The sequence below is a fragment of the Heliomarina sp. genome, from assembly GCF_052826185.1.
On record NZ_JBRBUI010000016.1, the window covers coordinates 43,870 to 68,342 of the forward strand.

Consider the following 24,473-nt stretch of genomic DNA (forward strand, 5'->3'; position numbering starts at 1 on the left):
TTGACTGGCATGGTCGAACATATCGAAGGCCACACCTGGCACGGTCGCAAGGGCGCGATCGAAAACGGATTCCGTTACGCGATCGACTACCTGTTGCTGGATGCCGAGGCCGAGGTCTCTGGGCCGGGCCTGTTTTCACGTAAGGGGCGCAACCTGCTGACGCTGAAAGACAGCGATCATGGCGGCGCGCCCGGTAAAGGCTCTGGCGCGAAATGGGTGCGCGAGGTTCTGGCGGAATTTCAATTGCCACAGCCGAAACGCATCCTGCTTTTGGCGCAGCCGCGCAGCCTTGGCTACGTGTTCAACCCGGTGAGCTTCTGGCTGTGTAATGACGAAAACGACGCGTTGAATGTGGTCATTGCCGAGGTGACGAATACCTATGGCGACCGGCATTCCTATATCTGCCACAAGCCCGACCTGTCGCCTATCGTTCATGGCGACACGCTTGAGGCGCGGAAGGCGATGCATGTCTCGCCCTTTCAGCCGGTCGAGGGCGGCTACAAGTTCCAGTTCGATATCCGGCCCGAGCGGATCGGCATCCGCATCGATTATGCCCGTGAGGGTGGCGACGGCGGGGTGATCGCGACGCTGACCGGGACGCGGCAACCGCTTGGCAACCTGTCGATCCTGCGCATGATGCTGCGCCGCCCGCTGGGCGCGCGGCGGGTCATGGGGCTGATTCACTGGCAGGCGCTGAAACTCTGGTGGAAGGGTGCGCGTTTCCGCGACCGGCCGGAGGCGCCGGCGCGGGAGGCCTCGCGCGGATGACGCATACGGGGCATCGGCTCTGGGCCTATGCGATCTTTGCGGCCCTTCTGTCGGCGGCGGGTCTGCCGATCTACATCCATGCGCCCAAGTTCTATGTGGATGCCTATGGGGTCAGCCTGACGAGCCTTGGGGGAATTCTGTTTCTCTTGCGGATGCTCGACGTGGTGCAGGACCCGATGCTTGGTCAGCTGGCCGGGTGGCTGCGGCGTTGGCGTGCGTTATCGGTCGCGCTGGCCGTCGGCGTTTTGGCGCTGTCGATGTGGGGGCTTTTCGCCGTTGAGCCGCTGTTTGCGCCGCTGATCTGGTTCGCGGTCATGCTGGCGCTGGTGTTTTCGGCCTTCAGCTATCTGACCATTGTTTTCTATGCGCAGGGCGTGACCAAGGCCGGATCCCTTGGCACGCATGGGCATCTGCAGACCGCGCGCTGGCGCGAGACCGGTGCCTTGCTTGGGGTCTGCGTGGCGGCGGTGGCGCCGGTGATGCTCGGCTACTGGATGGACGCACCCTTTACCGGTTTTGCGCTGGGATTCGCCGTGCTGGCGCTGGTAGCCGCGCTGGCGATGCGGCCGGAATGGGAGAGCGGGGCGGTGAACCTGTCGGTGGGTTTCGGCCCGGTGATGGGGGATGCGCTGGCGCGGCGTCTGCTGGTCGTGGCCTTTCTGAATGCCGCACCGGTGGCGGTCACCTCGACCCTGTTTTTGTTCTACGTCGAAAGCCGCCTGGGGTCGCCTGATGCGGCGGGGCCGCTTTTGGTGCTGTTCTTTCTTGCGGCGGCGGTTTCGGCGCCGGTCTGGGGACGATTGGCCGAGCGCCATGGGGAAAAGCGCGTTCTGCTGTCGGCCATGGCGCTGGCGGTCGTGGCTTTTCTCTGCGTTCTGCCGCTGGGTACCGGGGACGTGTTGGGCTTTGGCGTCATCTGCATTGTCACCGGATTTACACTTGGCGCGGATATGACGCTCTTGCCGGCGCTGTTTGCGCGGCGCATGGCGCGGGTCGCGCCCTCGGGAAGCGAGGGGTTCGGGCTCTGGTCCTTCATGACCAAATTCACGCTGGCCTTTGCCGCCGTGTCGCTGTTGCCGGTGCTGGAGGACAGCGGCTTTCGTCCCGGTGAGGTTAATGGCGAAGAGGTGCTCTGGCTTTTGACTCTCGCCTATGCGGCTGTCCCCTGCGCTTTGAAACTGGTGGCGATGCTTCTGCTGTCGCGCCTTGATCTGAGCCGGGTGTGAAATACCTGAGTGAAGGGCGCGCGCATTGCTGCTGCCGCGCCGGAACCCGAGGCAAACCAAGGTAGGAACGATGAAAGACTGGCAAGGCAAACGGTACTGGTTGATCGGGGCAAGCGAAGGGCTGGGGCGGGCGCTCGCGCATCAGCTGAGCCGCGTCGGGGTGTCACTTTTGCTGTCGGCACGTTCGGCCGACCGGCTCGAGGCGCTGGCCGAGGAATTGCCGGGCCGGGCCGAGATCCAGACCATCGATGTGACCGACATGGACAGCGTCACAGCCGCCGTCGATGCCGTGGGCGACGTCGACGGGGTCGTGTTCCTTGCCGGGGCGTATTGGCCGATGAAGGCAAAAGAATGGGACGTCGACAAGGGCGTGGCCATGGCAGACGTGAATTTCACCGGGCTGATGCGGGTGATGGGCGCGGTGGTGCCGGGCATGCTGGCGCGGGACGCGGGCCATATTGTCATCACCGGATCCCTGTCGGGCTATCGCGGTCTGCCCGGGTCGATCGGCTATTCGGCGTCCAAGGCCGGGGTAATGTCGCTGGCTGAATGCATGCATGCGGATCTGCGGCGCACCAATGTCGAGGTGCAGCTGGTCAACCCCGGCTTCATCAAGACCCGGCTGACCGACAAGAACGATTTCCACATGCCCTCGCTGATGGAACCGGAAGATGCGGCACGGGCCATGTTCGAGCATATGAATTCGGACGGGTTCAAGAAGGGTTTTCCCAAGGGGATATCCTCGGTCCTGCGGCTGGCGCAGTTCCTGCCGGACGGGATTTATTACCGCTTGTTTTCCTGATCGCTGGGCGCGTTTTCGACCCGGCGGTGTCTTTGGGAAAGTTGGGGTGCCTCCGGCGGGAGTATTTCAGGCAAGAGGAAAAAGGACGTCTGAAAAGGGCGGCGCGGTACCGAGACCCGTCGGGGGGGCAGACTGGCGAGGTGTCAGATCATGCCGAGCTGACGGGCCTGCTGGACGCTGTCGCGGGTTTCCATCATCGACATGAACCGCGTGAGCGCGGGGAACTGGGCGAGGTCGACGCCGTCCTTGGGGAACCAGGAGGCGGCGGTGAAGAGATAGGGATCGGCGAGGCTGAACCTGTCGCCGAGGACGAAGGGTCCGGTCAGGTAGTGGGTCTCGATCAGGTCGGCACAGGCGGTCATGTTTTCCTGCACCTTTTCGGCCATGTCCCTGAAAGAGGCGGGTTTGGTGGCCCAGCGCGGGCCGCGCATCTTGTGGGCATGGGCCACGTGCACGGTCGAGGCGATGTAATACATCAGCTCGCGCATGCGGGCGGCCTGAAAGGGATCGCCGGGGATCAGCTCGGCACGGGGGTGCAGCGCCGCGATATAGTCGAGGATGGCGCCGGTTTCGGTAAGGACGCCCCGGCTTGTGACCAGCGCAGGGACGCGGCCCTTGGGGTTGATGGCGTGGAAGGCGGGCTTGGTCTGGGCTGCATTCGGGAAATCCACCTCGACCGGTTCGAAATCGATGCCTGCGTCGAACAGGGCGATGGCGACGGCGATGGCGATGGTTCCCTTGGCGTAATGCAGCTGCATGGGCGTCCTCTGGTCGTTACATATGGGGTCGTTACATATGGGTCTGGGCGAAATGTCTCTTCGGGTGGTCGAGATGGGGCACCGCGTTGAACAGCACCGGGCTGAGCTGGTCCCCGATTGGATGCAGACGATGCATCGACGTGTTCATGATCGCAAGGGCCATTCTTGCCATCGCCGGAATGTCGAGCCCCATCATCAGCCGCATGACCATCGCGATCAGCCCACCGGAGGTGACCACCAGCGCCGGTCCGTCGCCCTTGCCGATCTCTTCGATCGCTGATCGGACCCGGGTTTCGAAATCGGTGAAGGTTTCGGGCGGATCGGTGATTTCACCGTTCTGCCATGCGGTGAAGACGCGGGGCATGTGCTGGGCAAAACCTTCGCGTTCTGCTGGCGGGGCGATGCCGTGCTGTTCTTCAAGAAGGCGCGACAGGGTGAAATATTCCAGCTCGTTCAGGCGCGGATCCTGGGTGATGTCGTCGCCCAGCCCCATCGAGGCGGCGGTTTCGCGGTGTCGGACCAGTGAGCCACAATAAAGCCTTGGGTGGAACTGGTCGGAATCGCGCAGGTGTTCGCCAAGCCATGCGGCCTGCTGGTGTCCGAGCGGGCTGAGCCGGTCATAGGAGATTTCGTCGCGGGCCTCGGTATTGGCCTGGCCGTGACGGACAAGGGTAATGTGGGACATGATATTGAGCCTGTATCTTACCGCTTTGTCATAGGCCCATGTTGACGGGGTGGAAAGACTTGGCCGTGTATTGGGGTGCAGGTTTCGTCGGGTTTGTCGCGTTTGCATCAAGAAACCGGGGTTCCGATGGGAAACAGAGGACGCAAAACGAGAGACCAATGTCGGGATTGATCCTCTGTGCGGGGGCATTCCATGCTCTATACTCGGCAGAATACGGAGGATGCCATCATGTCGGACAAGGTGCGGTTCACGCTGGACGGTCAGGAGATCGAGGCCGAGCAGGGTCTGACGATCTGGGAAATCGCCAATGGGCGCGGCCTTGTGATTCCGCATCTCTGCCACAAGCCGGCGCCGGGCTATCGCCCCGATGGCAACTGCCGCGCCTGCATGGTCGAGATCGAGGGCGAGCGCACGCTTGCGGCGTCCTGCATCCGCGAACCTGCCGAGGGTATGGTTGTCACCACCGATTCCGCCCGTGCGGCCAGTGCCCGCAAGATGGTGGTTGAAATGCTGCTGGCCGACCAGCCCGAGCGCGAGGTGGCGCATGACTGGTCGGCGCATCTCTGGGACATGGCCGAGGCGAATGGCGTGTCTGAAAGCCGCTTTCCCAAGCTGGAGAAAGAGCGCATTCCGCTGTTGGATGACAGCCACGTGGCGATGCGGGTCAACCTTGATGCCTGCATTCAGTGCGGGCTTTGTGTGCGGGCCTGCCGCGAGGTTCAGGTCAATGACGTGATCGGCATGTCGGGCCGCGGGCATGATACCTTTCCGACCTTCGATATGGCCGACCCGATGGGCGCCTCGACCTGCGTGGCCTGCGGCGAATGCGTGCAGGCCTGCCCGACCGGTGCGCTGATGGAGGCCTCCGTGCTGGATGCCGACCAGCAGGGCGACAGCGCCGATTACGACAGCGAGGTTGCCAGCGTCTGCCCGTTCTGCGGGGTCGGCTGTCAGGTCTCGCTCAAGGTCAAGGATGGCCGGATCAAATATGTCGACGGGATTGACGGGCCCGCCAACGAGGGGCGGCTCTGCGTCAAGGGACGGTTCGGTTTCGACTATATCCACCACGACCACCGCCTGACCAAGCCGCTGATCCGGCGTGAGGATGCGCCCGCCAAGGGGCTGAACGTCGATCCGGCGAACTGGCAGACCCATTTCCGTGAGGCAAGCTGGGACGAGGCGCTGGATTTCGCAGCCAATGGTCTGCGCGATCGTGGCCGCGAAGTGGCCGGGTTCGGCAGTGCCAAATGCACCAACGAGGAAGCCTACCTGTTCCAGAAGATCATCCGTCAGGGCTTTGGCCATAACAATGTCGACCACTGCACCCGGCTATGCCATGCTTCCTCCGTTGCGGCGCTGATGGAGAACGTCGGCAGCGGGGCAGTGACGGCGACCTTCAACGAGATCGAGAATGCCGATGTGGCCATTGTGATCGGGGCCAACCCGATTGAAAACCACCCTGTTGCGGCGACCTATTTCAAGCAGTTCACCAAGCGCGGCGGCAAGCTGATCGTGATGGACCCGCGCGGGCAAGCGCTCAAGCGGTTTGCCTCGCATATGCTGCAATTCCGGCCCGGCGCGGATGTGTCGATGCTGAACGCGATCATGCATGTGATCGTCGAAGAGGGTCTTTATGACCGTCAGTATATCGAGGCCTATACCGAGAACTGGGAGGCTGAAAAGGACCACCTGAGCGGGTTCACCCCGGAAAAGATGAGCGAGATCTGCGGGATCGAGCCAGAGGTTCTGCGCGATGTGGCGCGGACCTTTGCAGGCGCGCGGGCCGGCATGATTTTCTGGGGCATGGGGGTAAGCCAGCATATCCATGGTACCGACAATTCCCGCTGCCTGATTTCGCTTGCGCTGATGACCGGGCAGGTCGGGCGCCCGGGCACCGGGCTGCATCCGCTGCGTGGTCAGAACAACGTGCAGGGCGCCTCGGATGCGGGGATGATCCCGATGTTCATGCCCGATTACAAGGATGTGACGAACGATGGCGTGCGCAGAGCCTTTACCGAGGTCTGGGGCTCGGGTGACTTTTCCAGTGAAAAGGGGCTGACCGTCACCGAGATCATGGATGCGATCCATGGGGGTGACATCAAGGCGATGTATATTCTGGGCGAGAACCCTGCCATGTCCGACCCGGATGTGGATCATGCCCGCGCCGCGCTGGCCAAGCTCGATCACCTCGTGGTTCAGGATATCTTTATCACCGAAACCGCGAACTATGCGGACGTGATCCTGCCCGCCAGTGCTTTCGCCGAAAAGTCTGGCACCGTCACAAATACCAACCGGCAGGTGCAGATGGGCCGCGCCGCCGTCTCTCCGCCGGGCGAGGCGCGCGAGGACTGGTGGATCGAGGTAGAACTGGCGAAACGTCTGGGTCTGGGCTGGACCTATACCAGCCCCGCCGAGGTCTTTGCCGAGATGAAGCTGAACATGGAAAGCCTCGACAATATCACGTGGGAGCGGCTGGAGCGCGAAAACGCGGTCACCTACCCGTCGCTCTCGCCCGAGGATCCGGGGCAGGCGATCGTCTTTGGCGATGGGTTCCCGCGCGCAGGCCGCCGGGCAAAGTTCACCCCCGCCAATGTGATCGCCCCCGATGAAGCGCCGGATGCGGAATACCCGATGATCCTGACGACGGGGCGGCAGCTCGAACACTGGCACACCGGGTCGATGACCCGCCGCGCCTCGGTTCTGGACGCGGTCGAACCCGAAGCGAACTGTTCCCTGCACCCGAAAACCCTGCGCCGTCTGGGCGTCGCGCCGGGTGGCATGCTGCGCCTGACCACGCGGCGCGGCAGTATCGAGGTCATGGCCCGCGCCGACCGCGCGGTTTCCGAGGACATGGTGTTCCTGCCCTTCGCCTATGTCGAAGCGGCGGCCAATATCCTGACCAACCCGGCCATCGACCCTTACGGCAAGATTCCCGAGTTCAAGTTCTCGGCGGTCAAGGTCGAACCAGCGAAGACGATGGCGGCGGAGTAAACGCCGCATCATTCTGCCTGTGACGATTGCGCTCTGCCATTCAGGCCGGGCACCATTCGTCGTGGCGGTGGGCCGGCGCGGTCGACAGATGCGCATTTCCAACCTATCAGAGAGGGGCGCATCTCAAAGGAGTTCCCATGATCCCCGTCAATGCCGACCGCTTCCTTGCAGACCTTCACCACCTGCGCAGCATCGGTGCCGCCGGCGTCGGCAAAGGCGTCGTGCGCCCGGCCTATACCGAGGCAGACATCGAGGCCCGGAAATGGCTGGCCGAGCAGATGCGCGCCGCCGGGCTGACGCCGCATTTCGACCCGGTGGGCAATCTATTTGGCCTGACGGAGGGTCCCTCGCTTCTGATGGGGTCGCATTCCGACAGCCAGCCTGAAGGCGGATGGCTCGACGGGGCGCTGGGCGTGATCGCCGCACTCGAAGTCGCCCGCGCCAGCCGCGAGGCAGGCGGCCCACCGATTTCCGTCGTCAGCTTCGAGGATGAGGAAGGCCGGTTCGGCGTCACCACCGGCAGCGCCATCTGGTCCGGCAACCTTGCGCTCGACAAGGCCGATACGCTCAGCGATCACGGCGGCCTGACCTTTGCCGAGGCCCGCACCGCCTTCGCCGATCTGGCGGGTGATTTCGTCGACCCGTCCCGCTTTACCGGCTTTGTCGAGATGCATATCGAGCAGGGCCCGACACTCGATACCAGCGGCGAACAGATCGGCGTGGTGACCGATATCGTGGGCATCCGCGACATGCGCATCACCATGGAAGGCCAGCAGAACCACGCGGGCACCACGCCGATACATCTGCGCAAGGATGCCTTTCAGGCGCTTTCGGCCTTCAGCACCGCGATCAACGACCGCTTCCGCAACGTGGTCACCCCGTCGACGGTCTGGACCATCGGCCATGTGAGCCTGCACCCGAACGCCTCCTCTATTGTCCCGGGCAAGGTCACCTTTTCCATGCAATGGCGCGACGGTGAAATCGACCGGCTGGGCCGGATGGAACAGATCATCCGCGACACCGCTGAGGAAATCGCGAAAGCGCGTGGGATGACGCTGTCCTACGGCCCCATGCTTGGCCTCGATCCGGTAAAGATGGATGAAACGCTGCGTGCGGCCCTGTCGAAAGGGGCAGAAACCGTGGCCCCCGGCAACTGGCGCAACATGCCCTCGGGCGCGCTGCACGATGCCACCAATGTCTCGAAACTGATGCCCGTCGCGATGCTCTTCGTGCCCTCGATCAACGGCATCAGCCATGACTTTGCCGAGGATACCGCCGAGGTCGATCTGGTCGCCGGGCTGAAGGTGCTCGCCCATGCGGCGGCGCAGCAATAGGCCCGGCGTAGAGGGCGCACCACCGGTGCAGCACCTGTGCACAACCTGTACACCGCCGCGCTGCGGCATCGATGGTGCGCAAACATCCCTCTTCTTTGGGTCTTAAAATATCCAAAATCCGACCGCCGCTTCAGACGCTGCCGCCGGTTACGTCACCGCCAGTGTACATCCCCGAGAAAGATATACCCCGCGCCGTAGATCGTCTTGATCAGTCGCGGGTTCTTGGGGTCTTCGCGCAGCTTGGTGCGCAGGCGCGAGATGCGGACGTCCATGGCCCGGTCGAAACTTTCGCCAGCCGCGCCGCCAAGGCTTTCCTGCATCTGCGCCCGTGAGATCAGCCGTTTGGGGCTTTCAAGGAACATGCGCAGCACTTCGGCCTCGGCATGGGAAAACGGGGTCTCTGCGCCGGTCTCGTCCTCAAGCACGTAGCTGTCGAAATGCGCGGTCCAGCCGTTGAAACCGGCGGTATTGCCGGTGGGCGCGGCAGGGCGTGCGGTGCGGATGCGGGCGCGGATGCGGGCAATGACCTCGGCAGGCTCGAAAGGCTTGGTGATATAGTCGTCGGCGCCAAGTTCCAGCCCGGTCACCCGGTCCTGTACCTGCGCCCGGCCCGAGATGATGATCACCGCCGCGCCGCGTTCCAGCGCCAGCCGGTGGACCAGCGCCAGACCGTCGCTGTCGGGCAGCGACAAGTCCACAAGGCAGACATCCGGGGTGACATGTTTCAGCGCCGCTTCAAAGGCGCGAGCGCGGGCAAAGCTCTGGGTGCGGAAACCGGCCTCTTCCAGAACCTCGGTCAGCATCTGGCGGATCTCGGCCTCGTCATCGAGGATGGTGACAAGCGGGGCGGTGTCAGAAGGCGTGGTCATTTTCGGTCGGCTTTCGGCAGGACAAGGGCGGCAAGTTGCTCGGCGTCAAAGGGTTTGCGCAGCACGGGCGCGCGCAGCCTTGCGGCTTCGTGCAGCGGATCGTCGGGCGGGAGCGAAGTCATCAGCACGGTGGGCAGGCCGGTGCCCTGCACCCGGTCGAGCAGGTCGATACCGGTGCCCGATCCCTGAAGTTGTATATCAGAGAGCATCAGCACGATATCGGGCAGATCGGCGGCAAGGGCGGCGGCCTCGTCTGCCGAGGTGGCCTCGATAACAGAGAACCCCAGACCCATCAGCATGTCGCGGAACAAGGGCCTCAGATCCTCGCCATCCTCGACCAGCAACGCCAGCCCGCCGGTGCCCGAGGGCGCGGCGTGATAGGGCAGGCGCATGGTCACTTCGGCCCCGTCATCGGTGTTGTTCAGGGTCAGGTCGCCGCCCGCCAGTTTCACCATGTCATAGACCATCGGCAGCCCCAGCCCCGAGCCTTCGCCGCCCTTGGTGGTAAAGAAGGGTTCAACCGCCTTTTCCAGTGCTTCGGGGGCAAAGCCGGGGCCGGTATCGCTGATCTTGATCTCGAGCCATGTCCGTCCGACCACATGTGCCGAAAGCGTGATCCTGCCCGTGGTGCCACAGGCGTCGCGGGCGTTCAGGATCAGGTTCAGCAGCGCATCCTGCAACATGCCGGGATCGAGCATCATCAGCGTGTCGGGGCTGTGATCTAGGATGGTGAGCGAGACCGGGCCGGGCAGGCTGGGCGTCGCCAGCACGCGCAGCTCCTGCAAAAGTGCGCCGAGGTCGGTGGCCTGCGGGCGCAGGGTGCGCGACACGGTCATGTCTGCGATGCGGTTCAAAAGCTGGCCGCCGCGATTGGCCGCCGTGCGCGTGGCGGCGATCAGCTCGGCCGCCTGATCGGGCAGGTCCATGCGGGCGAGTTTTTCCTGCATGCCGAGGATGATCGTCAGAAGGTTCGAAAAATCATGCGCCAGCCCGCTTGTGACCTGTGCCGCGATGGCGCGGCGGCGGGTCTGTTGCAGGGCGGCGCGGGCCTGTGTTTCCTCGGTCACGTCCATCGACAGGATGAACAGTCCGCCGGTCGTATCGGCGGTGAGCGCCACGCGGATGCGCCGGGAGTCGCGGTTCTCGGTGAATTCAAAAGTAAGGTTCTCGCCGCCATAAGCGATGTCGAGCTTGGGGCCGATCCGCTGATAGTTCGCCGGTCCGACCACGCTCGCGATATGCTGGCCGATGATGTCCGAGGGGCAGCCCGGAATGACCGAACTGAGCCGCCGGTTGGAATAGGTATAGAACCCCTCGCGGTCGACATGGGCGATATGCGCGGGCATCATCTCCATCGTCGTGCGGGTGCGGGCCTCGATCTCGGTCAGCTGGCGCTTGGTTTCCTCGAGAGCGGTATTGGTCGCGGCGAGTTCGCGGTTGGTGGCGGAAAGCTCCTCGGCATGGGCGAGAAGCTGGCCCGAGAGCGCCTCGGACCGGGTGCGCAGCAGGGTTTCGATCTGCTTGGTTCGGGTGATGTCGGTATAGACGGTGATCCAGCCGCCCTGCGGAAGGGGCGAGCCTTCGACCGAGATGGTGCGCCCGTTTGCGCGGGTGCGTTCCATGTAATGCGGGGTAAAGGCGCGGGCCTGTTCGACCCGGCGGCGTACCGCTTCTTCGATGTCATCGACGGGGCCGTATTCGCCCGATACCACCTGATGGCGGATCGTATCCTCGAAACGCGCACCGGGGGTGACGAGATGATCGGGCAGGTTGAACATGGTGCGGAAGGGCTGGTTGCAGATCGCCAGCCGCAGGTCACTGTCATAGATCGAGAGCGCCTGGGCGATCAGGTTCAGCCCGGCGGTCATCATCCATTTGTTGGTCTGGTCGCTCAGATGCGTCGGCATGATCTCCCCTTGGGTCATGGCTAGCACCGGGATCGACCGGGGCAAAGAGGCAGGACGCAGGGGCAAGCGCGAGAGGGCGGAAATGCCGCCCGGAAGGACGATGAAATAGCCGGGGCTTGTTACAATTCGTAAGGATTGGGTAAATTTCAGGTAAAACTTGGGGGTAAGGGTGACTTTCGCCGCATCCGGGGGAGGAGACCCGGGCGTGGCGGGACGGAGACCGGTACCAACAAGACCGGTGAGGGAGGAAATATCTTGTCGCAGACGCAAGCAGGTGTCGGGGGGCTGTTGTCCGTGCCGGCGCTTCTTCACCGCAATGCTTCCGAATTCGGAAAGGCCCCGGCCTATCGCGAAAAGGAATTCGGAATCTGGCAGACGTGGAACTGGTCCCAGACCGAAGAGGAAATCGAAGCGCTGGCGCTGGGGTTCCTGAAACTCGGTGTGAAAGAAGGCGATTTCATCGCGATCATCGGGCGCAACCGGCCGTATCTATACTGGTCGATGGTGGCGGCTCAAATGGTGGGCGCGGTGCCGGTGCCGCTTTACCAGGATTCGGTCGCCGAGGAGATGGCCTATGTGATGGATCACTGCGGCGCGCGTTTCGCGGTGGTCGGCGATCAGGAGCAGGTCGATAAGATCATCGAAATCCAGGATCAGCTGACCCAGTTCGAGCACATGATCTACCTCGACCCGCGGGGTTTGCGGAAATACGACCATACCCATCTGCACGCCTATCGGGCGGTGCAGGAGGAGGGCCGCGAGAACCGGGCGACCTTTGAGGCCGACCTGCGGGCGCGCGAGGAAAAGCTGGATTACGACAGCCGCTGCGTGATGCTGTACACCTCGGGGACGACCGGAAAGCCCAAAGGCGTGGTGCTGAGCAACCGCAACGTGATCGAAAGCGCGCGGGCCTCGGTCGAATTCGACAGCCTCGTGCGGAGCGACGATGTGCTGGCCTATCTGCCGATGGCATGGGTCGGGGATTTCATATTCTCGGTGGGGCAGAGTTACTGGACCGGCTTCTGTGTGAACTGCCCGGAGAATGCCGAAACGATGATGCAGGATCTGCGCGAGATCGGGCCGACCTATTTCTTTGCGCCGCCGCGGGTCTTCGAGAATCTGCTGACCACGGTGATGATCCGCATGGAGGATGCGACCAAGTTCAAGAAGCGCCTGTTCGACCGCTGCATGGCGCATGCGCGCAAGGTCGGTCCGGCGATTCTTGACGGCAAGCCGGTGAGCGGCATGGATCGGTTTAAGTACTGGCTGGGCGATCTGCTGATCTATGGTCCGCTAAAGAACACAATGGGGTTCAGCCGGGTGCGCATCGGCTATACCGCCGGGGAGGCGATCGGGCCGGAGATTTTCGACTTTTACCGCTCGCTGGGGATCAACCTGAAGCAGCTATATGGCCAGACCGAGGCCACGGTGTTCATCACCGCGCAGCCCGATGGAGAGGTGCGCTCGGACACGGTGGGGGTACCCTGTCCGGGGGTCGAGCTGAAGATGGACGAGAAGGGCGAGGTTTTCTACCGCTCGCCCGGCGTTTTCGTGGAATATTACAAGAACGCCGAGAGCACGGCGGGAACCAAGGATGCCGAGGGCTGGGTGGCCACCGGAGATGCCGGGTTCATCGAAGAGGATACCGGGCATCTGCGGATCATCGACCGGGCCAAGGACGTGGGCAAGATGGCCGATGGCAGCCTGTTCGCGCCGAAATACGTCGAGAACAAGCTGAAGTTCTATCCAAACATCCTTGAGGCCGTCGTGTTTGGTAACGGGCGCGAGGAGTGTACCGCGTTTATCAATATCGACCTGAGCGCGGTGGGGAACTGGGCCGAGCGCAATAATATCGGGTACGGGTCCTATCAGGAATTGGCGCGCCATCCGCAGGTCATGGATACGATCCAGGGCCATGTGGAGGAGGTCAACCGCTCGGTCGCGGAAGACCCGATGCTGGCGGGCTGCCAGGTGCATCGCTTTGTCGTGCTGCACAAGGAGTTGGATGCGGATGACGGCGAGCTGACCCGCACCCGCAAGGTGCGCCGCCGCGTCATCGAGGAGAAATTCGCCGATATCATCGCCGCACTTTACGACGGGTCCGAGAAGGTCAGCACCGAGACCGAGGTGACCTATGAGGACGGGCGCAAGGGGGCGATCCGGGCCACGCTCGAGATCCGCGAAGCGGCGGTGGTGCCGGTCAAGACCCGGTCGATGGCCGCGGAATGAGAGGTTTCATGCCAGTTGAATGCTGCGTTGCGCGGTGGGCGGGGGAGCCTCCGGCGGCCGTATTTGGAACGAAAAGAAGGGCAGGTCGCGCGTGAAGGATACGGCTGACAGTTACGTGACGGCGGATGGGCGCACCATCGGCGGCGTGGTGATGGAGATGAAGAATATCACCCTGCGGTTCGGTGGGGTGGTGGCGATCCAGGATATTTCCTTTGACATCCGCGAGGGTGAGATCCGCGCGATCATCGGGCCGAACGGGGCGGGGAAATCCTCGATGCTGAACGTGATTTCCGGGTTCTATACGCCCTCGGAGGGCGAGGTCTGGTACAAGGGCGCGCAGCGGCCGCAGATGAAACCCTATGAGGTGGCGCGGCAGGGCATTGCGCGGACCTTTCAGAACATCGCGCTGTTCGAGGGGATGAGCGTTCTGGACAACGTGATGTGTGGCCGGCTGACCCATATGAAGCCATCGATCCTGTCGCAGATGCTCTGGAAGGGGAAGGCGGAGCATGAGGAGGTGGCCAACCGCGAAGTGGCGGAGCGGGTCATCGATTTTCTCGAGATCCAGCATATTCGCAAGACGCCAGTGGCGCGGCTGCCTTACGGATTGAAGAAACGGGTCGAGCTGGCGCGGGCCTTAGCGGCGGAGCCGACGATCCTGCTGCTCGACGAGCCGATGGCGGGGATGAATGTCGAGGAGAAGGAGGACATGAGCCGCTTTATCCTTGATGTGAACGACGAGTTCGGCACGACGATCGCGTTGATCGAACATGACATGGGCGTGGTAATGGATCTGTCCGACCGGGTTGTGGTGATGGATTACGGCAAGAAGATCGGCGATGGCCCGCCGGACGAGGTGCGCAACAATCAGGATGTGATCGACGCCTATCTGGGGGTGGCGCATGACTGATCGGGGTGAGACGGCAAAAATTTTCCATAATTTTTGGGAAATTTCTGTGAAGAAATTTGGCGGCGGGGGAGGGTGTGATGCCTGATCAGCTTTTATTCGCGATGGAGGTCACGCTGAACGGGCTTATGGCCGGCGTGCTTTACGCGCTGGTCGCCCTTGGTTTTGTGCTGATCTTCAAGGCCAGCGGGATTTTCAACTATGCCCAAGGCGTTATGGCCCTGTTTGCGGCGGCCACGCTGGTCGGGATCATGGACGGGCAGGTGCCGTTCAGCCATCTGATCAACGCCACTTTGGGCACGGATCTGCATCATTTCGGCTGGCATGTGCCCGCGCTGCTCGCGATACTGGTGACCGTGCTGGTGATGATCGTGCTGGCCTGGCTGGTGCAGCGTCTGGTCATGCGGCATCTGGTCAACCAGGAGCCGATCATCCTGTTCATGGCGACCATCGGGCTTGCCTATTTCCTTGAAGGCTTGTCGGATCTGATGTGGGGGTCTGAGATCAAGACCCTCGACGTCGGGCTGCCCCAAGGAATCAACGAGACCATCGACCAGATCACCTATGACATGTTCGGTTATGGCTTCTTCATCGACAATCTCGACATCGTGGCGACGATAATCGCCGGGGTGCTGGTGATCGCGCTGATGGCTTTCAACCAGTACACCCGCGAGGGGCGGGCCTTGCGCGCGGTGGCGGATGACCACCAGGCCGCGCTGTCGGTCGGGATCTCGCTCAACTTCGTCTGGGTGCTTGTCTGGTCGCTGGCCGGGTTCGTGGCGCTGGTCGCAGGGGTCATGTGGGGCGCGAAGTCGGGGGTGCAATTCTCGCTTTCGCTGATCGCGCTCAAGGCGCTGCCGGTCTTGATGCTGGGCGGTTTCACCTCGATCCCCGGGGCCATTGTCGGCGGGCTGATCATCGGGGTGGGCGAGAAGCTGTTCGAATTCCTGCTGGGGCCTGCGCTGGGCGGGGCGACGGAGAACTGGTTTGCCTATGTGCTGGCGCTGGTCTTCCTTGTGTTCCGGCCGCAGGGGCTGTTCGGCGAAAAGATCATCGAGAGGGTATGAGCATGGCCAAACTGGTAGCAATCGTGAACGTGGTGGCCTGGTCGGGGTTCTGGGTCTTTGGCTATCTCGCGCTGACGGCGGGTGAGGGGCAGGTGCTGACGGCGGCGGTTCTGGCGGCCTTTGGCGCCGGGCTGGGCGTACTGGCGTGGATCTGGCTGGCGCGGCACAGCGAGGAGATCGGGTTTGCCCGTGCGCCCAACCGGGGCGCCATGCCAATGCAGGAGGCTGACAAATGATCTATCGCGAAGCCGGTGATTTCAGCTCGACCTATGTCGAGGACAGCCAGACCTTTCCGATCAAGTTCGACCGGTATCGGTATTACCTTGTGCTGGCGGTGGCCTTTCTGGTCGTGCCCTTTGTCATCAACGATTACTGGGCAAATGCGATCCTGCTGCCGTTCCTGATCTACGCGATCGCGGCGATCGGGCTGAACATTCTGACGGGGTATTGCGGGCAGGTGAGCCTTGGCACCGGCGGGTTCATGGCAGTGGGGGCTTATGCCTGCTACAAGCTGATGACCGCCTTTCCGGATGTGAACATCTTTTTCCACGTCATCCTGTCGGGGCTGATCACCGCCGGGGTCGGGGTGCTTTTCGGGTTGCCTAGCCTGCGGATCAAGGGCTTCTACCTTGCGGTGGCGACGCTGGCGGCGCAGTTCTTTCTTGTCTGGCTGTTCAACCGGGTGCCTTGGTTTTACAACTATTCCGCCTCGGGCCAGATTTCCGCGCCGGAACGCACGCTGTTCGGCATCGAGGTGACGGGACCGAATACCGAGGCCTGGGCGACCTATCTTTTCTGTCTCGTTTTCCTTACCGGATCGGCGATCATCGCGCGGAACCTGACGCGGGGCACGCTGGGGCGGACGTGGATGGCGATCCGCGACATGGACATTGCCGCCGAGATCATCGGGGTGAACCCGCTGCGGGCCAAGCTGACCGCCTTTGCGATTTCGTCCTTTTTCGTCGGGATTTCCGGGGCCCTGTTCTTTGCGGTTTACCTTGGCGCGGTCGAGGTCGGCGAGGCATTTGGCATCCAGAAATCCTTCCTTGTGCTGTTCATGGTGATCATCGGGGGTCTGGGCTCGATTTTCGGATCCTTTGCGGGGGCGGCGTTCCTCGTGCTTTTGCCAGTCGTGCTCAAGGTCGTGGGGGCGGATATGCTGGGATGGCCGACCGACATCGTGGCGCATCTGCAATTGTTGATCGTCGGCGGGCTGATCATCACGTTTCTGATCCTCGAGCCGCACGGGCTGGCGCAGCTTTGGCGCGTGGCCAAGGAGAAACTGAGATTGTGGCCCTTCCCCCACTAGGGGGCGGGCGCGGGGTGAGAGGAGCGAGCCCCGCACCACATGCCGACCCCGATCGGGGCGGCGAAGGACAAGCGGGGGTCAACCCCGTGAACCATCGGACAAAACCACATGGGAGGAAAAGACCCGATGAAACTTAGACTGACGACGCTGGCGCTGGGCGCCGTGATGGCCGCGGGGCCGGTGATGGCGGACCTCGTGTTCCCGTCGCTGAGCTATCGTACCGGGGCCTATGCCGCGAACGGTATTCCCTTTGCGGACGGCTACGAGGATTACTTTACCCTGCTGAACGAACGCGACGGCGGGATCGGCGGTGTGCCGGTACGGGTGATCGAATGCGAAACCGGCTATAACACCGAAAAAGGCGTGGAATGCTACGAGTCCACCAAGGGCGAAGGCTCGCTGGTGTATCAGCCTCTGTCGACGGGCATCACCTATCAGCTGATTCCAAAGGCGACAGCGGATGGTATCCCGGTCCACTCGATGGGCTACGGCCGCACCTCGGCCAAGAACGGCGAAGTGTTCCGCAATATCTTCAACTACCCGGCCAACTACTGGGATGGGGCCTCGGTCGCGATCAAGCACCTGCTTGAGCAGAACGGCGGCGACCTGTCCGGCAAGAAGATCGCGCTGGTCTATCACAACTCGGCTTACGGCAAAGAGCCGATCCGCACGCTGGAAGAGCTTGGCAAGAAGCATGGCTATGAGCTGATGCTGCTGCCGGTGGATCACCCGGGTCAGGAGCAGAAGTCACAGTGGCTTCAGGTGCGTCGTGAGCGTCCGGATTACGTGATCATGTACGGCTGGGGTGTGATGAACTCGGTCGCGATTCAGGAGGCGGTGAACATCCGGTTCCCGATGGAGAATTTCATCGGCATCTGGTGGTCCGGGTCCGAGAATGACGTGCTGCCTGCGGGCGCCGGTGCCGATGGCTACAAGGCGCTGACCTTCCATAACCTTGGCGACGATTACCCGCTTTACGATGACCTGCGCAAATATGTGGTCGATGCGGGCAAGGCCGCTGGTGCGGGCGATCAGCTTGGTACCGCGCTTTACAACCGTGGCATGTATGCGGCGATGCTGGCTGCAGAAGCCGCCAAGACCGCGCAGGAGATCCACGGCACCAAGGACATCACGCCCGCGATGATGCGCGACGGGATGGAGGCGCTGGTGATCGACGAAGCCAAGATGGAATCGCTGGGCCTGCCGAATTTCGGCCCGGAATTCGCGGCGTCCTGTGAAAACCATGGCGGCGACGGCCGTGGTGCGGTGGCGCAATGGGATGCCGAAGCCGGTGAGTGGAACATGATCACCGACTATATCGACACCGATCAGGAAGTGATCAGCGCGCTGATCGAGGAAGATTCCTCGGCCTATGCGTCGGAAAACAACATCACACCTGGGTGCGATTGATCTGACTGGTGCGGCGGCCCCGTGTCGCCGCACCTTTTTGACCCCGGCGAGGGGCTTGGAATTTTGAGGATCTGTGAGAATGCTCGATACGGCGAATGCGCAAGAGACGCTTCAGGATACCCTGCTGGAGATCAACAATATCGAGGTGATCTACAACCACGTGATCCTCGTGTTGAAAGGCGTGAGCCTGAAGGTGCCCAAGGGCGGCATCACGGCGCTGCTGGGCGGGAATGGCGCGGGCAAGACGACGACGCTCAAGGCGGTGTCGGGGTTGTTGGCGTCGGAACGGGGCGAGGTGACCAAGGGGTCGATCCGTTACCGTGGAGAGCCGATGCAGCACGCGGACCCGGCGCAGATCGTGCGCAAGGGGGTGATTCAGGTGATGGAGGGGCGGCATTGTTTCGAGCACCTGACCATCGAGGAGAACCTGCTGACCGGATCCTATACCCGCAAGGACAGCAAGGCCGAGCAGAATGCCTCGCTTGAAAAGGTTTACGCCTATTTCCCGCGTCTCAAGGAACGCCGCAAGAGTCAGGCGGGTTATACCTCAGGCGGGGAACAGCAGATGTGTGCCATCGGACGGGCGATGATGGCCAACCCCGAAACGATCCTGCTGGACGAGCCGAGCATGGGGCTGGCGCCGCAGCTGGTCGAGGAAATCTTTGGCATCGTCAAGGACTTGAACGAGCAGGAAGGGGTGACGTTTCTTTTGGCAGAGCAGAACACGAATGTGGCACTTCGCTTTGCACATTACGGTTATATTCTGGAATCCGGTCGCGTAGTGATGGATGGTGCGGCCAAGGCCCTGCGCGAGAATCCCGACGTCAAGGAGTTTTACCTTGGCATGTCGGACGAAGGACGCAAGTCGTTCCGCGACGTGCGGTCCTATCGTAGACGCAAGAGATGGCTGAGCTGAGTTATGTTGAGTGACCCGGGGTCCGGGTCGTAACAGGTATATTGACACGGAAGAGATGCCATGACGGGGTATTATGATACGCTTGAGACGCGGTCCAAGGATGAGCGCGCGGCGGATATCGGCGGCGCTTTGCAGGTACAGATCGGGCAGGCTCAAAGCCTCCCCGGCTATGCCAAGACGCTGAAGGATGTCGATGCAAGCGAGATCACCTCGGTCAAGGAGCTGTCGAAACTGCCGGTGCTGCGCAAGTCGGACCTGACCAAGGCGCAGGCCAAGACGCCGCCGTTTGGCGGGTTCGCGATGCACGCCGTCAACAAATACTCGCATATCTTCCAGTCGCCCGGCCCGATCTATGAACCGGGGATGATCGGCAAGGACTGGTGGGGTTTTGGCCGCGCACTTTTTGCCGCCGGGATCGGCAAGAAGGACATCGTTCACAACTGTTTCGGCTATCACCTCACCCCGGCGGGCATGATGTTCGAAAACGGCGCGCGGGCGGTCGGGGCGGCGGTGCTGCCCGCCGGGACCGGCCAGACGGAACTGCAGGTGACCGCGGCGCGGGACGTGGGTACGACCGCCTATGCCGGGACGCCCGATTACCTGAAGGTGATCCTCGACAAGGCCGAGGAGATGGGCGTCAAGCTGAAGATCAGCAAGGCGGCGGTTGGCGGCGGCGCATTGTTCCCGTCGCTGCGGCAGGAATATGCGGATCGTGGGATCAGCTGCCTGCAATCCTATGCCACCGCCGATCTTGGCAATGTCGCTTATGAAAGCGAGGCGATGGAGGGGCTGATCGTCGATGAGCGGGTGATCGTCGAGATCGTGACCCCGGGCACCGGCAAGCCGGTGAAGCCGGGAGAAGTGGGCGAGGTCGTCGTGACGACGCTGAACCACGACTATCCGCTGATCCGTTTCGCTACCGGCGATCTGAGCGCCGTGATGCCGGGGGTTTCACCCTGCGGGCGGACCAATATGCGCATCAAGGGTTGGATGGGCCGGGCCGATCAGACCACCAAGGTCAAGGGCATGTTCATCCGCCCCGAACAGGTTGCCGCGCTGGTCGCCAAACACGCCGAAGTGTCCAAGGCGCGGGTGATCGCCCGCCGCGTGGGTGAGATGGATACGCTGACGGTTCAGATCGAATCCAGCGACAAGCGAACCAATTACGACGAATCCGTCGCCTCTGTGCTGAAGATGCGCGGCATCGTCGAGGTGGTCGCGCCGGGCAGCCTGCCGAATGACGGGCTGGTGATCGAGGATCAGCGGAAATACGACTAGGGGGACCGCGCCGGGGGCCGTCCCTGTCGCATCGGTCCTTTCGATCCTTTCGCGGACCCTCTTTCCGGGATGGCGAGAGGCCCGCGCCGCGCCCGTCGTGACGAATGTTACGATCCGCGCAAGGGTCGATTTCGGGTGAGGTCACTAGGAGGGAAGACATGCGTATTGGCGTGATCGGGTGTGGAACGATTGCCCGTGCGGCGGTGGAAGGCATTGCCGAGGATGGGCACGACATCACTGTTTCCGAGCGCAGCGTTCATCACTCATCTTCTCTCGCTGAAGCCCATGGTAATGTTCAGATCGCTGACAATCAGGGGGTTGTGGATGCAAGCGACGTTCTGTTCTTGGGTTTGATGGCCGAAGTCGCACCAGATGTTCTTGGACCTCTGGCGTTTCGAGAAGGACAGGTCGCGATAAGTTTCATGGCCGGTGCGTCGCTTGAGGAGGCAGACGCCTTGGTTCGACCGGCGCGCGTGGTTGCCCAGATGATGCCGTTTCCCGGCATTGCAAGGGGCGGGACTCCTATCATGATGTGCGGGGACACCAAGATCGTCACGGAGATTTTCGGAGCACGCAACAGTATTTATCCCGTGCGGGATGCCGATGAAATGGCCGCCTATCTTTGCGCGCAGGCTGTTCTATCCCCTGTCGCGCGCATGGTCAGCGATGCTGCGGTCTGGCTTGGGGAAAGGGTCGCGGACGAAACCCAGGGCGAAGCATTTCTCAGAGAGTTGGTGGCATCAAACCTGTCGACGACCGCGTGTGGTCCGCTGATCGAGGCGCTCAATACGCCGGATGGCTTTAATCAGAGACTTCGGCTTCATATGGAAGCTCAGGGTATGACAAAGGCGCTCAGGGACGGTCTTAGCAAGATGGCTTGAGCCGTGTTTTCGCCGTGGGAGAAGTTTGTTTTGTTGAACGCAGCGGAGGCGAAATCCGAAAGGCGGCCATGGTTTGATTGGAGTTGAGCTGTCGTCTGGCTTTTTGCCCAAGCCGGGCTGTTTGTCGCACGATGCGGTTGACGAAACTCGATACCATTGGCTGTCGGCAGTCTCATCTGGCGCGTCCTGCGCGTGTTGCCCGCGCAGAGAGCTTGCGGTGTTTCGTGATCACGGGCGCTGTTTTGTGTTACCTTACGGAGGAGCTCCGTTTCTCCTGATCCCGCCGCATGCAAACGAGGTCGGAAATGACGCAGCGAAAGCTTTACCTCGGCCCGCTTACCGATAATCGGCGCTGGGACAGGGTAGTGATCCGGTCGGATGACGTGATCGTGGTGACCCCGCCGAAATGCGGCACCACGTGGATGCAGACGATCATTGCCCTGTTGTTTTCCGGCGACCCCGAAGTTGAGACAGAGCTGTCGATCCGGATGCCATGGGTCGATATCCGGCTGCGCGACCTCGAGGAGGTGGTGGAGCGGCTGGAGGGGATGACCCATCGGCGCAGCATGAAGAGCCACACGCCGATGGATGGGCTGCCGCTGGACGATCAGGCACAGTATATCTGCGTGTTTCGCCATCCGCTCGACGCGCATCTGTCCAACCGCAGGCATATGCACAACATGCCGATCACCTTCTATGCTCATTGGTTTCCCGAGGACGATCCGGACGGGCTCGCCTTTCGCCGGTTTCTGGACGGCGGGACGGAGGGGTTTGATATGGATGCGGCGCCGCTTGCCCATATCCTGCGGCACTACAGTGCCGCTATCGCGCTGGCCGACCGGCCCAACGTCACCCTGTTTCATTTTGCTGATATGAGGCGCGATCTGGAGGGGACTTTCGCGAAGGTCGCCGGACTCTTGGACATATCGCACAGTGCTGAGACCATGGCGCAGCTTGTCCGTGCCGCGACATTCGGCAACATGAGGGCCAACGCCGAGCGGTTCGCTCCGTCGGGCGGCAAGGGGTTCTTCAAATCGGACAGGGCGTTTTTTCACAGCGGCAGCAATGGCCAGTGGGCGGATGTGCTGAGCGGTGATGAGATCGCGCGTTATGACGCGATGATGGCGGAAAGCCTTACGCCCGAGGAGCGGGCGTGGCTGGAATATGGCTCGGCAGGCATACCGTCCGGCTGAGGCCGGCTGGTGATCGCCTCTGACCCTTGCCTAACCGGGGCTGTCTGCTACACGCTGTGCCTTGCTTACATTGACACCATCTGCTCCGGGGGCCTGTTTGAGCGATACGCGATCATATGCCGACCATGGCAGCCACCACCGGCGCGAAACCGGGCCGAGGCTGCTGGGCTGGGCGTCCTGCGTGGTGGCTGGGGCCTGCCTCTTGCCGATGCTGGCGGTGGCGCTGGCGGCGCTGACCGGCGGGACCGATACGGTTCAGCATCTGATCGACACTGTTCTGGGGCGCTATGCGCTGAACACGCTGGTGCTGGTGCTGCTGGTGGCTGTGGGAACGTTCTGTCTTGGGGTGGGGTCGGCCTGGCTGGTGACGATGACTCGCTTTCCCGGCGTGCGGCTGTTCGAGGTCGCGCTTGTGCTGCCATTGGCGTTTCCGGCCTATGTGATGGCCTATGCCTATACCTATCTGCTGGATCATCCGGGCATCGTTCAATCGACCCTGCGGGATGTGACCGGCTGGGGGCCGCGCGATTACTGGTTCCCCGAGATCCGGAGCATGGGCGGCGCGGCGACCATGCTGGTGCTGGTGCTTTACCCCTATGTCTACCTGCTGGCGCGGGCGGCGTTCCTGCAACAAAGCTCGGCCGCGTTTCTGGCGGCGCGGACGCTGGGGCATTCGTCGCTCTCGGCTTTTCTGCGGGTCAGCCTGCCGATGGCGCGGCCAGCGATTGCCGGGGGCGTGCTGCTGGCGGTGATGGAGACTATCGCTGATTTTGGCACCGTGGCCTATTTCAGCGTGCAGACCTTTGCCACGGGCATCTATACCAGCTGGTTCTCCATGGCGGACCGGGCCGGGGCGGCGCAGTTGGCGCTTTGTTTGCTGAGTTTCGCCCTGCTGCTGGCGCTGAGCGAGCGGATTCAGCGCGGGCGTGCGCGATATCACCATGCGGGCAAGGCCCATGTGACCATGCCGCCCGAGGCGCTGACGAGCTGGCGGGCCTGGGCGTCGGTGGTGATCTGCGCCTTTCCGGTGGTGTTTGGCTTTCTGGTGCCGACGGTGGCGCTCTTTGCGATGGGGATCGATTCCGAGCAGGATCTGCTGTCGCGGCGCTATATCGGGTTCATCTCCAATTCGCTGACACTGGCGAGCGTGGCGGCGGCGGTGACGGTGGGCGCGGCTGTGATCGTCGGGTTCTATCAGCGGCTACGGCCGGGCAAGATTTCTTCGGTTGCGGGCTATATCGCGCGGCTGGGTTATGCGGTGCCCGGTGGCGTGATCGCGGTGGGGCTGATGGTGCCCTTTGCCGCGTTCGATAATGCGCTGGATGCCTGGATGCGGGCGCGGTTCGATTATTCGACCGGGCTTTTGGTGACCGGGTCGATCTGGCTGCTGGTCGGGGCCTATATGGTGCGCTTCCTTGCGGCGGCGCTGGGGGCCTATGAGGGCGGGCAGAGCACGGTGCATGTGAACATGGACGCGGCGGCGCGGTCGCTGGGGCAGACGCCGATGGGCACGCTGCGCCGGGTGCATCTGCCGATCCTGACGCCGAGCCTGCTCACGGCGCTGCTGATCGTCTTCGTCGATGTGATGAAGGAATTGCCCGCGACGCTGATCATGCGGCCGTTCAACTATGACACGCTGGCGGTGCAGGCCTATCGGTTGGCCAGCGACGAACGGCTGGAGGGCGCGGCGGTGCCGTCGCTGGTGATCGTCGCGATGGGGTTGCTGCCGGTGATCCTGATCTGTCGTCAGGTGGGGCGGCGACGGTAGTTACTCTATTGCAGGGCTGCACGACAGGTTAGATTAGGGGCGCGCCCGAGCCGTTATGCGCAATTTTTCTGTTGGCGCGGGCTGAAAGCCCGGGCCGCGCCCGACCCACCCCCCGGGAGGGCGCATTGCAACGGTGCGATTGGCAGGCAATGGGCCGCTTTTGGCGAGGTGTATG

At 62.5% G+C, this 24,473-nt stretch carries 20 protein-coding genes; 16 read left to right on the top strand and 4 right to left on the bottom strand.

What is annotated here, in order from left to right; all coding sequences use genetic code 11:
- The 3 genes from ACU0FH_RS03520 to ACU0FH_RS03530 all read left to right on the top strand — a co-directional run bounded on the left by ACU0FH_RS03520 (position 1) and on the right by ACU0FH_RS03530 (position 2,796).
- A complete protein-coding gene (locus ACU0FH_RS03520; RefSeq protein WP_446193372.1) occupies positions 1–768 on the top strand; it encodes a DUF1365 domain-containing protein in 768 nt (255 codons plus the stop codon).
- Positions 765–1,994: an MFS transporter gene (locus tag ACU0FH_RS03525; RefSeq protein WP_446193373.1), complete on the top strand. Its 1,230-nt coding sequence runs from the start codon at positions 765–767 to the stop codon at positions 1,992–1,994. The genes ACU0FH_RS03520 and ACU0FH_RS03525 overlap by 4 nt, the downstream gene beginning before the upstream one ends.
- A 70-nt stretch (positions 1,995–2,064) precedes the next feature.
- Positions 2,065–2,796: an SDR family NAD(P)-dependent oxidoreductase gene (locus tag ACU0FH_RS03530; protein WP_446193374.1), complete on the top strand. Its 732-nt coding sequence runs from the start codon at positions 2,065–2,067 to the stop codon at positions 2,794–2,796.
- A 143-nt stretch (positions 2,797–2,939) separates the two neighbouring features.
- Here ACU0FH_RS03530 and ACU0FH_RS03535 read toward each other — a convergent pair whose 3' ends face one another.
- The gene (locus tag ACU0FH_RS03535; RefSeq protein WP_446193375.1) at positions 2,940–3,554 is read right to left on the bottom strand and encodes a glutathione S-transferase family protein; all 615 of its coding nucleotides are present in this window, start codon (positions 3,552–3,554) and stop codon (positions 2,940–2,942) included.
- A 31-nt stretch (positions 3,555–3,585) separates the two neighbouring features.
- Positions 3,586–4,239 (bottom strand): histidine phosphatase family protein, encoded by a 654-nt coding sequence (locus ACU0FH_RS03540; protein WP_446193376.1) that lies wholly within the window; start codon positions 4,237–4,239, stop codon positions 3,586–3,588.
- Positions 4,240–4,467: 228 nt separating this feature from the next.
- Here ACU0FH_RS03540 and fdhF point away from each other — a divergent pair, with 228 nt between their 5' ends.
- Both fdhF and ACU0FH_RS03550 read left to right on the top strand, forming a co-directional pair.
- Positions 4,468–7,230, top strand: a complete 2,763-nt coding sequence (fdhF, locus tag ACU0FH_RS03545) for a formate dehydrogenase subunit alpha (RefSeq protein ID WP_446193676.1) — start codon at positions 4,468–4,470, stop codon at positions 7,228–7,230.
- A gap of 137 nt (positions 7,231–7,367) precedes the next feature.
- Positions 7,368–8,564, top strand: a complete 1,197-nt coding sequence (locus tag ACU0FH_RS03550; protein WP_446193377.1) for a Zn-dependent hydrolase — start codon at positions 7,368–7,370, stop codon at positions 8,562–8,564.
- A gap of 152 nt (positions 8,565–8,716) precedes the next feature.
- Here ACU0FH_RS03550 and ACU0FH_RS03555 read toward each other — a convergent pair whose 3' ends face one another.
- Both ACU0FH_RS03555 and ACU0FH_RS03560 read right to left on the bottom strand, forming a co-directional pair.
- A complete protein-coding gene (locus ACU0FH_RS03555) occupies positions 8,717–9,433 on the bottom strand; it encodes a response regulator transcription factor (RefSeq protein WP_088632861.1) in 717 nt (238 codons plus the stop codon).
- Positions 9,430–11,358, bottom strand: a complete 1,929-nt coding sequence (locus ACU0FH_RS03560) for a PAS-domain containing protein (RefSeq protein ID WP_446193378.1) — start codon at positions 11,356–11,358, stop codon at positions 9,430–9,432. Before ACU0FH_RS03560 ends, ACU0FH_RS03555 begins: the two co-directional genes overlap by 4 nt.
- Before the next feature lie 237 nt (positions 11,359–11,595).
- Here ACU0FH_RS03560 and ACU0FH_RS03565 point away from each other — a divergent pair, with 237 nt between their 5' ends.
- From ACU0FH_RS03565 to ACU0FH_RS03615, 11 genes are all read left to right on the top strand, one after another.
- The gene (locus tag ACU0FH_RS03565; RefSeq protein WP_446193379.1) at positions 11,596–13,569 is read left to right on the top strand and encodes an AMP-binding protein; all 1,974 of its coding nucleotides are present in this window, start codon (positions 11,596–11,598) and stop codon (positions 13,567–13,569) included.
- Between the two features lie 91 nt (positions 13,570–13,660).
- Positions 13,661–14,479 (top strand): ABC transporter ATP-binding protein, encoded by an 819-nt coding sequence (locus ACU0FH_RS03570; protein WP_446193380.1) that lies wholly within the window; start codon positions 13,661–13,663, stop codon positions 14,477–14,479.
- A 77-nt stretch (positions 14,480–14,556) separates the two neighbouring features.
- Positions 14,557–15,543, top strand: a complete 987-nt coding sequence (locus ACU0FH_RS03575) for a branched-chain amino acid ABC transporter permease (RefSeq protein ID WP_446193381.1) — start codon at positions 14,557–14,559, stop codon at positions 15,541–15,543.
- A 2-nt stretch (positions 15,544–15,545) separates the two neighbouring features.
- On the top strand, positions 15,546–15,779 hold the full coding sequence (locus ACU0FH_RS03580; protein ID WP_446193382.1) for a hypothetical protein: 234 nt from the start codon (positions 15,546–15,548) through the stop codon (positions 15,777–15,779).
- The gene (locus tag ACU0FH_RS03585) at positions 15,776–16,852 is read left to right on the top strand and encodes a branched-chain amino acid ABC transporter permease (protein ID WP_238371875.1); all 1,077 of its coding nucleotides are present in this window, start codon (positions 15,776–15,778) and stop codon (positions 16,850–16,852) included. The genes ACU0FH_RS03580 and ACU0FH_RS03585 overlap by 4 nt, the downstream gene beginning before the upstream one ends.
- Positions 16,853–16,978: 126 nt before the next feature.
- Entirely contained in the window at positions 16,979–18,262 is a 1,284-nt protein-coding gene (locus tag ACU0FH_RS03590) for an ABC transporter substrate-binding protein (RefSeq protein ID WP_238371874.1), read from the top strand.
- A gap of 79 nt (positions 18,263–18,341) precedes the next feature.
- Positions 18,342–19,178, top strand: coding sequence for an ABC transporter ATP-binding protein (locus tag ACU0FH_RS03595; protein ID WP_446193383.1), 837 nt, complete (start codon positions 18,342–18,344; stop codon positions 19,176–19,178).
- A gap of 60 nt (positions 19,179–19,238) precedes the next feature.
- Positions 19,239–20,456, top strand: a complete 1,218-nt coding sequence (locus ACU0FH_RS03600; RefSeq protein WP_446193384.1) for a phenylacetate--CoA ligase family protein — start codon at positions 19,239–19,241, stop codon at positions 20,454–20,456.
- Between the two features lie 158 nt (positions 20,457–20,614).
- The gene (locus tag ACU0FH_RS03605) at positions 20,615–21,337 is read left to right on the top strand and encodes an NAD(P)-binding domain-containing protein (protein ID WP_446193385.1); all 723 of its coding nucleotides are present in this window, start codon (positions 20,615–20,617) and stop codon (positions 21,335–21,337) included.
- Positions 21,338–21,642: 305 nt separating this feature from the next.
- Positions 21,643–22,530, top strand: a complete 888-nt coding sequence (locus ACU0FH_RS03610; protein ID WP_446193386.1) for a sulfotransferase domain-containing protein — start codon at positions 21,643–21,645, stop codon at positions 22,528–22,530.
- A gap of 97 nt (positions 22,531–22,627) precedes the next feature.
- A complete protein-coding gene (locus tag ACU0FH_RS03615) occupies positions 22,628–24,298 on the top strand; it encodes an ABC transporter permease (protein WP_446193387.1) in 1,671 nt (556 codons plus the stop codon).
- The last annotated feature ends 175 nt before the right edge of the window (positions 24,299–24,473 follow it).

What these genes read in the sequence shown, in the direction of transcription:
- ACU0FH_RS03580 (WP_446193382.1), top strand. Translation starts at nt 15,546, where the DNA reads ATGGCCAAACTGGTAGCAATCGTGAACGTGGTGGCCTGGTCGGGGTTC.
- ACU0FH_RS03610 (WP_446193386.1), top strand. Translation starts at nt 21,643, where the DNA reads ATGACGCAGCGAAAGCTTTACCTCGGCCCGCTTACCGATAATCGGCGC.
- ACU0FH_RS03575 (WP_446193381.1), top strand. Translation starts at nt 14,557, where the DNA reads ATGCCTGATCAGCTTTTATTCGCGATGGAGGTCACGCTGAACGGGCTT.
- ACU0FH_RS03560 (WP_446193378.1), bottom strand. Translation starts at nt 11,358, where the DNA reads ATGACCCAAGGGGAGATCATGCCGACGCATCTGAGCGACCAGACCAAC.
- ACU0FH_RS03605 (WP_446193385.1), top strand. Translation starts at nt 20,615, where the DNA reads ATGCGTATTGGCGTGATCGGGTGTGGAACGATTGCCCGTGCGGCGGTG.
- ACU0FH_RS03530 (WP_446193374.1), top strand. Translation starts at nt 2,065, where the DNA reads ATGAAAGACTGGCAAGGCAAACGGTACTGGTTGATCGGGGCAAGCGAA.
- ACU0FH_RS03555 (WP_088632861.1), bottom strand. Translation starts at nt 9,433, where the DNA reads ATGACCACGCCTTCTGACACCGCCCCGCTTGTCACCATCCTCGATGAC.
- ACU0FH_RS03595 (WP_446193383.1), top strand. Translation starts at nt 18,342, where the DNA reads ATGCTCGATACGGCGAATGCGCAAGAGACGCTTCAGGATACCCTGCTG.
- ACU0FH_RS03590 (WP_238371874.1), top strand. Translation starts at nt 16,979, where the DNA reads ATGAAACTTAGACTGACGACGCTGGCGCTGGGCGCCGTGATGGCCGCG.
- ACU0FH_RS03585 (WP_238371875.1), top strand. Translation starts at nt 15,776, where the DNA reads ATGATCTATCGCGAAGCCGGTGATTTCAGCTCGACCTATGTCGAGGAC.
- ACU0FH_RS03540 (WP_446193376.1), bottom strand. Translation starts at nt 4,239, where the DNA reads ATGTCCCACATTACCCTTGTCCGTCACGGCCAGGCCAATACCGAGGCC.
- ACU0FH_RS03550 (WP_446193377.1), top strand. Translation starts at nt 7,368, where the DNA reads ATGATCCCCGTCAATGCCGACCGCTTCCTTGCAGACCTTCACCACCTG.
- ACU0FH_RS03600 (WP_446193384.1), top strand. Translation starts at nt 19,239, where the DNA reads ATGACGGGGTATTATGATACGCTTGAGACGCGGTCCAAGGATGAGCGC.
- fdhF (WP_446193676.1), top strand. Translation starts at nt 4,468, where the DNA reads ATGTCGGACAAGGTGCGGTTCACGCTGGACGGTCAGGAGATCGAGGCC.
- ACU0FH_RS03525 (WP_446193373.1), top strand. Translation starts at nt 765, where the DNA reads ATGACGCATACGGGGCATCGGCTCTGGGCCTATGCGATCTTTGCGGCC.
- ACU0FH_RS03535 (WP_446193375.1), bottom strand. Translation starts at nt 3,554, where the DNA reads ATGCAGCTGCATTACGCCAAGGGAACCATCGCCATCGCCGTCGCCATC.